This is a genomic window from Cerasicoccus arenae (genome assembly GCF_014651635.1).
Taxonomy (GTDB): Bacteria; Verrucomicrobiota; Verrucomicrobiia; order Opitutales; family Cerasicoccaceae; genus Cerasicoccus; species Cerasicoccus arenae.
In genome coordinates this window covers 1-13,798 of the sequence record NZ_BMXG01000009.1, presented here as the reverse complement: position 1 = coordinate 13,798, position 13,798 = coordinate 1, and the positions used below count along the sequence as shown (strand labels likewise).

14 protein-coding genes are annotated in these 13,798 nt (G+C 53.1%); 7 read left to right on the top strand and 7 right to left on the bottom strand.

What is annotated here, in order from left to right:
• Window positions 1-16: 16 nt before the first annotated feature.
• The 3 genes from IE065_RS08520 to IE065_RS08510 form a co-directional block, all read right to left on the bottom strand.
• Window positions 17-1,552 (bottom strand): adenylosuccinate synthetase, encoded by a 1,536-nt coding sequence (locus tag IE065_RS08520; protein ID WP_189513971.1) that lies wholly within the window; start codon window positions 1,550-1,552, stop codon window positions 17-19.
• 264 nt (window positions 1,553-1,816) lie between these two features.
• Window positions 1,817-2,101, bottom strand: coding sequence for an FmdB family zinc ribbon protein (locus IE065_RS08515; RefSeq protein ID WP_189513968.1), 285 nt, complete (start codon window positions 2,099-2,101; stop codon window positions 1,817-1,819).
• A 5-nt stretch (window positions 2,102-2,106) separates the two neighbouring features.
• Window positions 2,107-2,715, bottom strand: coding sequence for a DUF4013 domain-containing protein (locus tag IE065_RS08510; RefSeq protein ID WP_189513966.1), 609 nt, complete (start codon window positions 2,713-2,715; stop codon window positions 2,107-2,109).
• A gap of 48 nt (window positions 2,716-2,763) precedes the next feature.
• Between IE065_RS08510 and IE065_RS08505 the strand changes: the two genes are divergently transcribed.
• Window positions 2,764-3,642: a polyprenyl synthetase family protein gene (locus IE065_RS08505; protein WP_189513963.1), complete on the top strand. Its 879-nt coding sequence runs from the start codon at window positions 2,764-2,766 to the stop codon at window positions 3,640-3,642.
• Window positions 3,643-3,808: 166 nt separating this feature from the next.
• Here IE065_RS08505 and IE065_RS08500 read toward each other — a convergent pair whose 3' ends face one another.
• Both IE065_RS08500 and IE065_RS08495 read right to left on the bottom strand, forming a co-directional pair.
• Window positions 3,809-5,725, bottom strand: a complete 1,917-nt coding sequence (locus IE065_RS08500; RefSeq protein ID WP_189513960.1) for an autotransporter outer membrane beta-barrel domain-containing protein — start codon at window positions 5,723-5,725, stop codon at window positions 3,809-3,811.
• Window positions 5,726-6,057: 332 nt separating this feature from the next.
• Complete coding sequence (locus IE065_RS08495; RefSeq protein WP_189513956.1) at window positions 6,058-6,630, bottom strand: outer membrane beta-barrel protein; 573 nt, start codon at window positions 6,628-6,630, stop codon at window positions 6,058-6,060.
• Between the two features lie 253 nt (window positions 6,631-6,883).
• Between IE065_RS08495 and IE065_RS08490 the strand changes: the two genes are divergently transcribed.
• The 6 genes from IE065_RS08490 to IE065_RS08465 all read left to right on the top strand — a co-directional run bounded on the left by IE065_RS08490 (window position 6,884) and on the right by IE065_RS08465 (window position 11,113).
• Entirely contained in the window at window positions 6,884-7,405 is a 522-nt protein-coding gene (locus IE065_RS08490; RefSeq protein WP_189513954.1) for a hypothetical protein, read from the top strand.
• A 50-nt stretch (window positions 7,406-7,455) separates the two neighbouring features.
• Window positions 7,456-7,950 (top strand): phosphohistidine phosphatase SixA, encoded by a 495-nt coding sequence (gene sixA / locus IE065_RS08485; RefSeq protein ID WP_189513950.1) that lies wholly within the window; start codon window positions 7,456-7,458, stop codon window positions 7,948-7,950.
• A 169-nt stretch (window positions 7,951-8,119) separates the two neighbouring features.
• A complete protein-coding gene (locus IE065_RS08480) occupies window positions 8,120-8,500 on the top strand; it encodes a Fur family transcriptional regulator (RefSeq protein ID WP_189513947.1) in 381 nt (126 codons plus the stop codon).
• A gap of 58 nt (window positions 8,501-8,558) precedes the next feature.
• Entirely contained in the window at window positions 8,559-9,578 is a 1,020-nt protein-coding gene (locus tag IE065_RS08475; protein WP_189513945.1) for a metal ABC transporter substrate-binding protein, read from the top strand.
• 6 nt (window positions 9,579-9,584) lie between these two features.
• Window positions 9,585-10,304 carry a metal ABC transporter ATP-binding protein gene (locus IE065_RS08470; RefSeq protein WP_189513942.1) on the top strand — a complete coding sequence of 240 codons (720 nt, stop codon included), beginning with the start codon at window positions 9,585-9,587 and terminating at the stop codon, window positions 10,302-10,304.
• Window positions 10,301-11,113 (top strand): metal ABC transporter permease, encoded by an 813-nt coding sequence (locus IE065_RS08465; protein WP_189513939.1) that lies wholly within the window; start codon window positions 10,301-10,303, stop codon window positions 11,111-11,113. The genes IE065_RS08470 and IE065_RS08465 overlap by 4 nt, the downstream gene beginning before the upstream one ends.
• A gap of 12 nt (window positions 11,114-11,125) precedes the next feature.
• On the opposite strand, the gene IE065_RS08460 is transcribed toward IE065_RS08465, so the two are convergent.
• Together IE065_RS08460 and IE065_RS08455 are read right to left on the bottom strand one after the other, a co-directional pair.
• Window positions 11,126-12,718, bottom strand: coding sequence for an ABC transporter substrate-binding protein (locus IE065_RS08460; RefSeq protein WP_189513936.1), 1,593 nt, complete (start codon window positions 12,716-12,718; stop codon window positions 11,126-11,128).
• 457 nt (window positions 12,719-13,175) lie between these two features.
• Window positions 13,176-13,798: PD-(D/E)XK nuclease family protein (locus IE065_RS08455; protein WP_189513933.1), on the bottom strand; the 623-nt coding region annotated here is incomplete at its 5' end.

Genomic DNA, 13,798 nt, shown 5'->3' with positions numbered 1-13,798 from the left:
GGCAAAAGGTGGTGCGTTATGCCAACTTCAGCAGATCCGCAATCGCGGGCACGTCCTTGATGATTTGCGACGGTTCGGGGCCAACGCCAACATAGCGGACATTGAGCGGTGGATGTTCGCCTCCGCGCCCCGCGACATCAAGCGTGGCCTTGGTGCAGAACGCCACGTAGCGCTGGGCTGCAGTAGGAAGATCGGCGAAGGAACGCACGGTAGAAATGTCCTGAGTCCAACCTTCCAGTTCTTCGTAAATGGGTTTCAACCTGCGACGGGTAGCGTCTTCGCGTGGTACGGCGTTGACGACTGATCCGTCAGGTGCTCGGTAGGCAATACAGACTTTCAGCTTGCCGCCGTCGGGTTGGGTGAGGGCGTCGAGCTTGTTGATGACGAGGTCCTGATAGCCGCCGAAGCGCAAGCAGTCACCTTTCTCCACCGCATCGAACCAGCCGACCATGCGTTGACGGCCAGTGCTGACGCCGAACTCGAGCTTTTTCAGCGCGATCGTCAGTGGTGCCGTGTCGTCCATCTGAGTGAGGAAAATGTGGGTGCCGACCTTGGTGTCGTAGGCCTTGCAGCAGCCGATGGTGTGCACGGGCTGGACGGGGATGCCGGCGCTCTGGAATAGCTCAGGTGTGAAGGTGTGGGAGGCAGTGACGTTGGGCGAGAAGCCCGCCCGCTTGTCCAACCAGTAGCTTTGACCAAACTCGCCAACCAAGTATTTGCCAGCCTGTTGATTAGCCAGCACGAGCTCGCGCACGTCGGATATGTTGCCTTTCAACTCGGAGAGGGCTGCGGTGTAAACTTCGACCACGCGGTCGATGTTGAGGCCGTAATCACCGTCGCCACGGAACTGGGTGAAGTCGAACTCGCTGGTCTGAAAAATGCCTGCTTCGATGCTATCTTTGTTCGCGCGCGTTTCTGCGTTGGTGAGGGTGTCGAAGAACTCGCTCCAGGCTGCGGGCGTCACTTCGCAAACGTGGCGAATGATGCTTACAGCGCGCTCAAGGCGTTCGCGGAAGAGCTTGGCCAACGCTTTGGGGCTCTCAGTAATGTCGCCGTAAAAAATCTGCATCTGGCCAACTTCGTCGAGGTAGGCCGGGGTGATGCCACGGCCGGTCGAGCCACGGGGTTCGCCCTTTAAAACGTTCTGTCGGTAGTCTTCCCAAGCTAGATCGAGGAGGCGATGGGACAGATCACTGACCATCGTGCGTTCATCAAAGACGAGGCGGTTCCAAAGCTTATAGCCCTTGGCCTCAAGGGGCTTGAGCTCCCAAAGCGCCTTACGCGGATCGGCAACTACGCCGCTGCCAATTGCAAGCCAGCGTACCGAGGCATCGACTACGCCAGCAGGGAGCAGATTAAGCTTCAGCCCACCAGCAGTGTGCCCGCTGTTGGCCCCGCCGTTGACCTTCATCACGATGCCTACGGCGTCTGGATGACCCGTCTGCTCCGCTATCTCGGCAATCACCTCTGGGATGAGCCGTCCCTTGCCTTCGTCCCCCATGCTGACACCAACGTCGGCAATGAGGCGGCTGGAAAATGGAGTTAGGGCCATGGTAAACTTTGTGTGCTAGAGTGTTGCTATTGGTACCCCGAATTCGGGCAAAACGTTGCAGAGTAGCGAGTCGGACTCTCAATGCAAGCGTAACCAATGCCTGCATAGTCAATCGACTGAATACTGACTGTGAAGGCACGTATCAGTAATGTTGCGAACCAAGTCAAATGAAGGCGGTGAGGATCATCTCGATCCGCAGTTCCATTCGGCTCATCCAATGTAATGCCAATCTAGGACGATTTGCGCCGCATTTGAATTCACCTTTTAATCCGACTTTTTCGAGTCGCTCTTTTTGCTCTCGGTTTTGGGCTCAGACTTCGTCTCGGCTTTCGGGGTCTCATTCTTTGGCTCCCCGCCAGATTTTTTCTTGTAGTCGGTTTCGTAGAATCCCGTGCCTTTAAAAATGATGCCGGCACCAGAGCTGATCATCCGCTTTACTTTGCCCTTCTTTTTACAGAGCGGGCAGGCCGTTAGCGGCGCGTCCTTCATGGATTGGACGTGCTCGAAGTCCGTTTCGCAGGCGGAACAGTGGTAATCGTAAGTTGGCATAGTCGTTAAATTTTTGGAGCTTTGCCCGGTATTGGTTGGGAAAGTAGCGGAATCGCGTAAGCGAGGAAGACGACCATGCCAAGAAAAAATGTGAAGGGAAGCAGTGGTAGACCAATTGCCATCAGGCCGCACCAAGCGACGCCGGGCAGAATAAGCGCCTTCCAGTGCTTCTCCACGGGGCGGCAAATGGCTTCGAAATCGGCCAGGGCTTTCCACTCGTGTTCGCGCTGGTAATGGATGAGCGCCGAAGCGAAGAGCGGCAATCCAACCACAAAGGCCACTGCTCGCGCCAGCCAACTAAATATATCTAGGAAGCTGCCCGGTGCCATGCCGAAGAGCCATGTCAGCAGGCACGCGATGGCGAGCGGTATGCCCACCCAAGCCAGGAAGACTGCCAGCCCGTGCAGCCCCACGATGAACATGCGCGACCAGTTGTCCCAAGGGGGGAGGGGGGCCTCGGGGTCTTTCTTCAGGTTAAAAGAGTATACGAAGAGGTAACCGAAGGCCAGCGGTAGTCCGAACACTGTTAAACACAGGGCTCCGCCGATTAGCAGCCGCTTCCAGCTATCTTCTTGTCGAAAAATGCGCTCGCCTATCTGTTCAATGCTTGCCATATCCTGCCGGTTTTAACGCTTAAGATTAAGCCGACGATCATTACTCTCATGGACTTCAAAGCAACGATAAAGGATTACCGCGACCGCGTCGAACAAGCCCTCAATGATTTAACGCCGCCTGCTGCGACGCGCCCAGCTGTGCTCCACGAAGCCATGCGCTACAGCCTCCAGGCTGGTGGCAAACGTCTGCGTCCATGCCTGATCTTGGCCGCCTACGAACTGTTTCCGTCGGACAACGACCCGCTTCCAGCTTGCGTCGCCATGGAGTGCCTGCACACCTACAGTCTCATCCACGACGATTTGCCTTGCATGGATGACAGTGACCTGCGTCGGGGAAACCCGACCTGCCACAAGCAGTTCGACGACGAAACTGCGTTGCTGGCTGGTGACGCCCTGCTGACCTATGCGCTCTGGATTCTCGCCGATAAATATCGCTACGATCCCGCACTTGCGGTGGACCTCGTCCATGACCTTGGCGATGCCGCTGGCAGCGAGAAACTCATCGGCGGGCAGATGGAAGACCTTCTCGGTGAGCGTGACGAACCCACCGCCGAGCGCTTGGAGTTCATTCATTTAAATAAGACCGGTGCCCTCATGACGACCAGCCTGACCATGGGCTATCGCCTGACTGGTGCGTCCGCAGAAAACGTAGCGATCATGCGCGAAGCGGGCCGCCACCTCGGCCTCGCCTTCCAGATCATCGACGACATTCTCGACGCCACTTCTGACGCTGAGACCATGGGTAAGCCCGTGGGCGCTGACGAAGAAAACAACAAGATGACTTATCCAAGTCTCTACGGTCTTGAGGCTTCCCGCGCGAAGGCTAAGGAACACACTGACGAAGCGATTAAGGGCTTTGAACAGCTCGGCGGCAACAACACGGTTCTCATTGAGCTCGCCCGCTATATGGAGCAGCGGGTGCACTAACCAGCGCCACAGGCGCTGGAGGTTAGAGTTTCGTTTTGGTTGATTAGGGTAGCGGGGCGGTTGCCTTGAGCCGAGGTGCTTGGCGTTCGCCAATGAATGTATCGGATTGTAAAAAAAGCCCCGCACGATGGCGGGGCTTTGGGGAAACAGAAAAGACTGCTGCTTTTTATGGATTAGTTCCAAAAATCCCCATGGATATGTCGCCTGCGGGTGCAGTCATGGTAATGGTGCCAGCTACCTGAAGGTCTCCGCCGACATCAGCGTTGCCAGAGACAATTGCGTCTCCGCCGACATCGAGTGTGGCTTGAGGATCTGTGACGCCTATCCCGACTTTGTCGGTTGCGAGGTCACCGTAGATCGTGTTGCCGATGTTGAGCTGGTCGCTGGCGTTTGCATTGGGGAATGTCGCTTGATAGCCGATCGCAATGTTTCGATGACCCGTCACGAGATTATCACCAGCATAACGGCCGAACATCGAATTATAATCACCGTAGGTTAGAGCAGAGCCTGCGTTTCCTCCAAATAAAGCGTTATGTGAACCTGTTGTAAGAAGACCCGCTGCTCCTGCCCCTACGAACGTATTATTATATCCAGTTACTAGCTCATCGCCAGCGTAACCGCCTATTGCTAGATTATGTGTTCCGTTATCGAGGTTATTGAGCGCGGCATATCCGATTGCGAGGGAATATGAGGTGTTTCCAGGGGCAGAGCCTGCACCGCTACCACCCATGGCATTTGTCCCAATTGCAATTTGAAAACTTCCCGTTTCTTGATATCGGAGAGCGGCATTTCCAATTGCGATGTTCATATAGTCTTTGATTCTGGAGAGCGTCCATCCGCCAATGGCTATGTTAATCCTACTATTTGGCCCCGCTGCATTTATCATTGAAGCAGCTCCTAAAGCTATATTTCCATCTCCTTCATCTGCATAACCCAAGCTATATTCTCCCAATGCGATGTTGTTGAAGCCTGTCGTTAAGTTTTGGGCTGCGCTATTGCCAAAGACTAAGTTGTCGGCTCCAGTTATCGAAGATAGATTACCGCTGGCTTCACCAAACACCATATTTGTATCCTGAAAGACCATGACCGGGTTGGCGGCTCCGATTTCGATAGAGGCGTTGCCGGATGATTGGCTGTCTTCGAACACCAAGGTGTTGTTGCTGCTGTCTAATGTAAAGCCGTCAATAACGAGTTCTCTGGCCGTAATGGCACCCGCTTCCGCATCAAAATTGATGGATTCAGTTTTGCTTGAGTCGTAAAAACTGATATCATTGTATAGGATTTCGTCTTGGTATTTTGTCACCACCGGTGTCTGAAATAATCTATACGGCTTTTGAGGGTGGAATTCTAGTTCAGACAAGGAACAGCCTGGATCCATTGTAATGGTAATTTCCAGTTTTGTTGACGGCGAATGATTGTCACTCACTAACCGCAGAAACCACAGTTTGCCATTTCCATAGATGTCGCCATTTGCAACTCCGTATAGGTCTGGTAGCTTACTCAAAGGCAACCAATTATGAGTGGGCGAATAAATGCGAGCGGACACGGCGCTGGGGTGGGTGGTTCCATCATAGGCAGCGAGTACCAATTCGCCTGCGCCGTAACCTAGGCCCTGAGATGGGGCCAAATAATTGCTCTGCGAAAAATCGATTGTAATGACGAGTTCTCCACCACTTGCATACACATTCTCATCGTGATGGTTGCCATCAAACAAATAGGCAACTTGGCTCGTCGGTATTGCTGAAGCATCCAATGTTGCGCTGACGTCGAATTGCTGAGGGGCCAGGAAGAGGATGTTTGTCAATAAAGGATGATACAACTTTTGGTCCAGGATGTATGGATTGGTCGCCGTGATATAGTCGTTGGTATATATATTCAAAGCGGGATCGATGATGAGGTCTGTCAGGACATTCCCGCCGCCTACAGTTAAATCGCCTGCTACGGAGGCATCGCCTGAAACGACCAAATCGATTTGGGCTGAATTGCCGTCATCAATGGTGACTTGCTCATTGAAGGTTTCAGCAAATGCCATATTAGATAGGCATGCGATGGTTGCAACGGTTACATTGAATCTACGCTTCATAGGTGTATGTGATGGTTAAATTGTGTTGATTGGTACGTAAGATTTACTGTCGGTGGCAGGGAAATTGCAAATTAAAAATATTTCACCGTGATTATCAGCTATGTTGCTTCGGATCACACGATTTTACAGAAGAATAGAGGGGGGACAGAGGTCTATGAAATGCGCTTATATTGATCAGTAGAATGCTTGATTGTTGTGAATTAACTGCACCTCGATTTCGCCGAATCGGTTCTAGCTGTAGGAAAGCCTGTCAGTTGTTACTGATTGGCTAGTCAGGTTCATAAAAAAACCCGCCGGAAGGCGGGTCTTGCAAACAAAACTGAGGAAGTGCCTTAGAACTCGAAGCGGATGCCTGCTTCTGCTGCGTGATATTTTGGCGCGGTAACGGCGAATCCGAGCAAGGTGGGGTCCAGGGTGGTGAAGTAGCGATAGCCAACTTCCAGTTTAACGTTTTCTGCCACGACGAAACCGACGCCAGCCATGCCCTGATAGGCAAACACGAAGTCGTTATCGACTGACTCCACATTATAGTATGCGCCGCCGATGCCGAGGCCACCATAGAGGTAAGCCCAGTCGATGACGGGAACGTCAAGGAGGACATTGCCCATGAAGCGCCCTACGTTTACATTGTTCGTGGCACCTGATGGCTTGTTTTGGAGGAAGCCGGGATTGAACTCCAAGCGTAGTGCAAATTCGTTGTCCGTGCCTTTATTAACAGATTCGTCCAAGAAGAAACGATAGCCGATTCCGCCGTCGATTTGCCAACCGGTGTCCAGACCCTGGTCCGGGAAATTTGCACCGCCCTTAGCGGATATATACCATTCGCCGCCTTCTGCGACAGCTTGAGTGGCGCTTGCCAGTAAGGCGACGGCTCCAATTGCGAGGATTTTTTTGCTATTTGTCATTTTAGATTATTTATGGGTTTCTGATGTAGCAGTCGCAGCAAAGTTGCATCACTATATAAAAAGGTAAATGTCTTTTTTTGCATATATAAAATAATACGAAAAAGGGAATGAGGATCGCGTCAAACATGAATGAAGAAAACACCTAGGCCAGGCCCTCACTCTTTTTTTTCAGAGGATTTGGGGCGTCTATTGGAGTTCATGGCTTGTCGTTGGGAAGGCAAGGGCTGGGGTCTGGTTAATAACACGCATCCTTATGCGCATCTGGGACCCTCACATACGTGGCGTGCGCCAACTTAATTATAACAAAGATCTTCGGTGCAAAGCTTTTATGGCGCTGCTTGCCAAGTTGATTTACTTGCGCATGGTGTGGGGGATGGTTCCTGTCAATCGATTCCAGATTTTCCTACGTGGCTTGACTGTCTGCTGTCCAAATTGTGGTGGTAGGCAGATTTTCCGGACTTGGTTTCGATTGCATTACCGATGCCCACACTGTTCACTGAAGCTGACGCGAACGGAGGGCTTTTATTTGGGGGCAATGGTTTGGAATTATGGCCTCACCGTCTTTGGCTGCTTCCCTGTGCTGATCGCGCTCTACCTGGCAGGAGCATATTCCAGCACGATTCTAGGGGTGCTTTGTGTGGCGGTGGGGGTGCTTTTGCCGCCGCTCATTTATCCCTGGGCTTGGAGTCTCTGGCTGATGAGTTACTATTTGGCCTTGCCTCATGAATTACCTGCCAATGCGGCGGATGACGGCTCAGTTGATGAAGATGAATGAAAAATATCACGTTTCGCTAGACATGTGCGCGTATCCTGCTACAAACCGGTATGCGATTATACCTCCTACGCCACGCCGAAGCTTCTTACGATGCGCCAAGCGACTCGGAGCGTGAGTTGACGCCTAAGGGTGAGAAATCCATTGAAAAACTTTGTGGCCTGCTAAAACCCAAGGAGTTCGGTGATCTCTTGGCAGTCCACCACAGCACCTTGCTGCGTGCTAAACAGACGGCTCAGCTATTTCGTGAAGGGCTTGGGTTGAGCATCCCGCAAATTGAAATCGCTGGTCTTGCCCCGGAGAACGATCCTTTGGCTTTGTTGTCTTTTTTGCACGGTTCGGATAAAGATCTAATGATCGTTGGCCACAATCCACATTTATCCATCCTGACTGCTTGGTTGCTGACGGGGAACCCGAGTGCTGATTGCATAGACTTCAAAAAAAGCGGTCTTCTTTGCCTGGAGCGTGGTTCAGGGCCGAGCTTTCGTCGACCCGCTGGTGTTTGGGTTCTTAGTTGGTTCCTGACTAACAACCCTGTTTCAAATTGAGGACCACTGTTTATGTGTCAAATACTTGTCAATCCGCTCCATTCCTTAAACAAACGTTTGTTTTGAAGGTGAGAATCGACTATCAATAACAGTGTATATCATTTTTTCTGATTTTTGCATTGAAAAGAAATTACCTGATAGCCAATTAGTTAGGTGAATTGTAGATTTGATGGGAAAAATTTTTCGTGAGACGAAGCAGCGGGCCGCGATCTTGGCTACTTTGCGCATAGCTGAGCATCCCCTGACGCCGAAGGAAATTCGGGAACAGGCGGCAGACCATGCGCCAGGCTTGGGCATTGCCACGGTTTATCGGAACATTCGCTTATTACTAGATAGTCAAGAGATCGAGGCACTTGAGGTACCAGGCCATCGCACTTGCTATCTTTTGCCACGCAGTAACCAGCGTGCTGTCGTTATATGCCGTAAAACGAACCGTGTGCGCTTAGCCGAAGGCATGGACATTAAAATTGACCATGACTCCCTGCCCGAAGGCTTCCAGCCGGAAGAAATCGAGATTTATATTTACGGGCAATTTGTAGACGAAGACTAGCGAAACCTCTTACTGCAAAAGATTTGCATTTCCTCGGAGGTCTCGCCAGTTTGTGGCGATGAAGTGGATTATCACGCTTGCAGCCTTTTTAGCTGTCGCACATCTGCCAGCACGTTTAACCGTAGCTGCGAGTAACGGCATTGCTGCGGATTGGGTGCGCCAAGTGGGTGGCAACCAAGTACAGGTTGCGTCTTTTGCCGACTCGGGAGCGGACCCGCATCATTTTGAGCCCAGCCCACGTCAGATCAACGAACTTGCCAAGGCAGACCTGATTGTTGCCTTTGGAGAGGGACTTGAGCCTTGGCTCAATGAGGCAATAGTCGCCAGTGGAACTTCCGCTAGGAAGTTGATTCTTACTGATGGCTTGGACCTCTTGGAGCCAGGTGAAGCATTTTGGGTTGATCGCCCCCTGCTTTATCCAGACGCCGCCAATAAGCCTCCCTGTTGTAAGGAAGATGCGTTGGTGGCGAATGAAATCTGGACCTCAATGATTCCGCAAATGCCCAAATCAGCGAATGACGGACATGGGCATGATCATGATCATGGATATGATCCTCATGTCTGGCTCGATCCCCAAATGGCCGTTTTAATGATCCTTTCGATCAACAATGCGCTCAATGAGCTTGATCCGATACATGCAGCCTACTTCGACAAGCGCCGCGAAAAGTATTTAGATGAGATTATCACGCTGGACGAATGGGCGGAGGCCCGCTTGGGCGAAATCCCCACCCGCCGCAGACTGTTGATCAATTATCACGACAATCTCCGCTATTTTGGGAGGCGCTACGGTTTTTTTACCCCAACGAGCATTTTAGGCAGTGTGAGTACGGAGTCTCCTGACCCTTCTGCTCGCGATTTCAATCGCCTGCTTAAATTAATCAGTAGATTCGGCGTGCCAGCTGTATTTGTCGATTCTACGGCGAACCCGCGCTTGGCTGAGCAGGTCGTTCGTGAGGCCGGTCTCCCCACACCTTTTGTCCTCTACACTGGCAACGTCACTGCTGCCGATGGTCGAGCACCGGACTATCTCTCTCTCATGCGTGGGAATGTTGAAACGATCGTCACGGCCCTACGCTAATCGCTTTTGAAAACTTTGCGCTATCATGCGACCTGCGGAGGGCATCACGCCCATGAGTCTCCTGCATTGGTCTTTCAGAATGTCGCCTTGGGCTATCCGGGTGCCGATTCCTCTGTACTCAGTGGATTAAATCTGACTCTGGATCGCGGCCGCAGTATTGCGCTGCTCGGTGATAACGGCTCTGGCAAATCGACCTTGCTCAAGAGCATCGCTGGTCTGCTTCGACTACGTCAGGGGAAGATCTCGGTGCTTGGTCACGCTGTTGGACAGTGTCACCATCAAGTCGCTTATCTGCCACAGCATCGAGATATCGATTGGGACTTCCCGATTAGCGTGCAACGTTTTGTACTGACTGGCCTTTACATTCACTTGGGGTGGTTTCGTCGCCCGGGGCGTGTACAACGCAAGGCAGCCGCCGAAATACTTGATCGGTTAACGCTTACCTCGCTGGCGGAGCGGCGTATCAACGAGCTCTCGGGGGGGCAACAGCAGCGTCTTCTGCTGGCGCGAACATTGCTTCATGGGGCGGACCTACTCCTGCTCGACGAACCCTTTAATGCGGTTGATGCCGAGAATCGCGCACTTGTGCGTGGCGTTTTGCGCGGGCTCAAGGCCGAAGGTAAAACGTTGGTGACCGCTACCCATGAGCTAGATTTTGGAGAAGACTTCTTTGACGCCCGTTTTCGCCTGACTGACGGCTCTCTGACAGAGGAGGGCGCACCATGATCGATTGGCTGCTTGATCCTTTTGCTGCGCCGTTCATGCAACGCGCGTTACTCGCCGCCGCTTTGGCAGGCGTCAATTGTGCAGTCATTGGCGTATATATCGTCCAGCGGCGCATGTCGTTTTTTGGCGGTGCGCTTTCGCACACAGTCTTGCCGGGCATGGTCTTCGCCTTTCTGCGTGGGCTGGACATTTTCTGGGGCGCGCTGGGCGCGGCATTGGCGACAGCCTTTGGTGTGAGTTGGTTGGCTCGCCGACGTGAAGTGGGGGAAGACGCCGCCATCGGCGTGGTGCTTTCTGGCATGTTTGCTCTCGGCGTCCTGATGATGAGCCAGGTTAATTCTTTCCGTGATTTCAACGCCTTGCTCTTTGGTAGTGTACTGGGCGTTGCCCCAGCGGACCTGATTTTAACTGCGATTGTGACCGTGATTGTGCTGATTGCCGTAGGCCTCATCAATAAGGAGCTCGAACTGGCTTCGGTGGACCCAGAATACGCGCGGGTGATCGGTGCCCGGCCCGATCGGATGCGCACCGTGTTGCTCGTATTGACGGCGCTGAGCGTCGTTACGGCGGTGCGTGTGGTCGGTGCCCTGATGGCGACTGCTCTACTGATAACACCTGCCGCCGCCGCATTGATTTGGGCGCGTTCGGTGGGCATCGCAATGCTGTTGGCGTCGGGGATTGCAGCTTTCAGCGTGATTGCTGGGCTGATCATTTCCTACCAGTTTGATTTTAGCTCCGGGGCATCGATTGTCCTAGCATCCACGGCGTGCTTTGCAGGCAGTTGGCTTGCCCGCGCGTGGCGCGGCTGAGCTGCTTCAGATTCAATCAGACGATGACCAGCCAACTGGGCCAAGGAATACATTGCCGGTCGGGGACAGCGTGAAGTCTGTTACCTGCTTGCGCAGGAGAATCATTTGTTCCGCATGAACGAGGGGGATCATTGGTAGATCGCGCGACCAGACCTTGAGTGCTTCGTTGTAGAGTTTGGTGCGCTCAGTTGGGTTGCTAACGCGGCGTGCGGCGTCAAGCAGGTGGTCCATTTCCGGGTTCTTGTAAAATGAATAATTCGTGGCGCTGCCGGGGACCGCGGCGCGGCTGTGAAAGAAGGTTGCGAGGAAATTATCCGTGTCACCGTTGTCACCGATCCAGCCAATGAGAGCGATTTCGAAGTCGCCGTTGCGAAGCGTTTGCAGATGACTCTTGAAGTCACGGGTCTCGATTTTAACGGTCAAGCCGATGGTCTCTAAGTCGCTGCGAATGAGGGAGGCTACACGCTGTGGGTCAGGGAAATACGGCCGCGAGTCGCTAAGGGTGCTTAGCACAATTGGCGTCTTGAGCAGCTGAGGAAATTTAGTCAAGAGGGCTTTTGCGGCGACGGGATCGTGTTGGTACGGCGGTGGTTGGTCTTGGGGTTCACCAAGGAAGCCCGGTGGAATTGGATAGTCTGCCGGGACTGCTGCGCCGTCGAGCGCGAGTTCGACAATGGCCTTGCGGTCAATTGCCATGGCCAATGCACGACGAATATCAGGGTCTTGCCAGCGGACATTTTGAGTCTGGATCGCTAGATAGCCGACATTCATGCTGGGCCCGCGATAGAGCTTAAAATCCGGGTTCTTGCTTAAAGCAATGGCTTCGGCGGGCTGAACGCCGTCGATGCCATCTATGTCGCCAGCCTCTAGTTCGAGGCGGCGAACGGTGTTTTCGGGCACGGCCTTGAAAATAATGCGGTCGAACTGAGGCGTATATGCCCAGTAATTGGGGTTGCGCTTCAGGACGATAGCCTGGCCCACTGCCCACTCTGCGAATTGATAGGGCCCCGTGCCAACGGGCTTATAGGGGATGTCTGTGGGAGGCGTTTTCGGGCTGATCAGCCATGCCGGAAAAATTGCCAGGGAATACAAAATAGTCGCATTAGGCTCGTTGAGATGAAAGCGCAGCGTCATTTCGTCGATGACTTCAACTGATTGGATTTCGTTGTACAGGAAGTTCCAGTAAACGAAGCTGGCTGTGGGCAAATGTGCAGGGTGTTCAGGGTCTAGTTGGCGGCGAAAGGAGAATGCAGCAGCTTCGGCGTTGAGCGGGGTCCCATCGTGAAACTTAATTCCGGGACGCAGCTTGAAGGTGTGTGTGAGGCCATCCGGCGACGAGGTGAAGGACTCAGCAAGCCAAGGTTCAAGCTCGACCGTGCCAGGCTTAAAGCGGAGCAGTCCTTCGCAGACTTGGGCGATCGTATTGACGGATTCACCGTCGTCGACATCGGCGGGGTCCAGCTTTTGGGCATCGCTGCCTCGTGCGAAGATAAAGGTATTCTTGTGCGCGGAACTGCTCAGGGTGCCTTTCTCTCCTTCTCCACAACCGGCGAAGAGCGCGGCCAGAGCAAGGAGCGCGGCGAAGCAATTAACTTTTGAGAACATGCGTTGAGAAATTAGGTGGTTAACGAAGATCGAGGCTTTAAACAAAAGCCGATAATGAGCACAGCAATAGTTAGCACGATGTAGGCGGGAAATTGAGTAAAAGGTGATATTGTGCTAGCTTGAGCATTAGCGCCAAAGAGTTTGATGGAAACTATGATCGTTGTCGGAGGCAGTATGACGAGCATCAGCAGAAAAAGTAGGCCGTTTTTCCACCATGTAGCTTTCCAATATCCTCGCCGGGTGCCCATTGCGTAGACGGCACATGAAAATATGGAGAAATAGCCGTAAAATATAAATACAGCAGGCATTATTTGAAGGAGATTGTCTGAGTTGCCACTTGGTCGGTCTAAAGTTAAGCCACCTAGAATCAGTGGAAATAAGAACGCGGCAATTAAGGCGATGCAGCAGGAGTATATTAAAGTGAACATTGTGAGTTTTCCCAACGATAAACCCGATATCAATCGGGCAGGCGAATCCATTTAGCGGCGCGGGTGCTGTAGAGATAGCCCTCGACTGGGCGGCCAAAGAGTGAACGCAGTGCTGTGACGTAGGCTGCAAGTTGCGGGCCATAGGCGTCGCGGAGTTCGGTGGCGGGATTTTTGCTGATACGGTCGGTTTTCCAGTCCACAATGCGCCAGCGATCGCGGGGTTCATCGTGGGCGAGCAGGTCGATGAAGCCGTCGTAGGCAAATGCAGGGGGGGGGGCTTGGGGGGAAGTGAGGTTGAGTTCGGGCTGCTCTGGTGCTTGGGCGGCTTCCGGCCAGAAAAGAGAAACTTCGGTGCGAACTTGGCGTGCATCGTCGTTGAGCCAGACAAATTCCGCTGTGGCGAAGAGGGCTTCCAGCTCGCGGGGGCCGCGTTCTGGGATTGGGCAATGGGGGGTGACGGTGGCGAGGTGATCCGCCCAGGCTGACATTGGTTGCCCCCAAGGGGCATGCTCCATGGCGTTGTGCCACCAGTTCCCATAGTCAGCGCCGCCGAGGGCCTCTGAGCCAACGCGGGTTTCGGGGTATCCCGGTTCGGAGCGCCAGTCGCTTTCATCACGTGCATGCCCGGTAAAAGGGGGGGGGGGACCTTTGG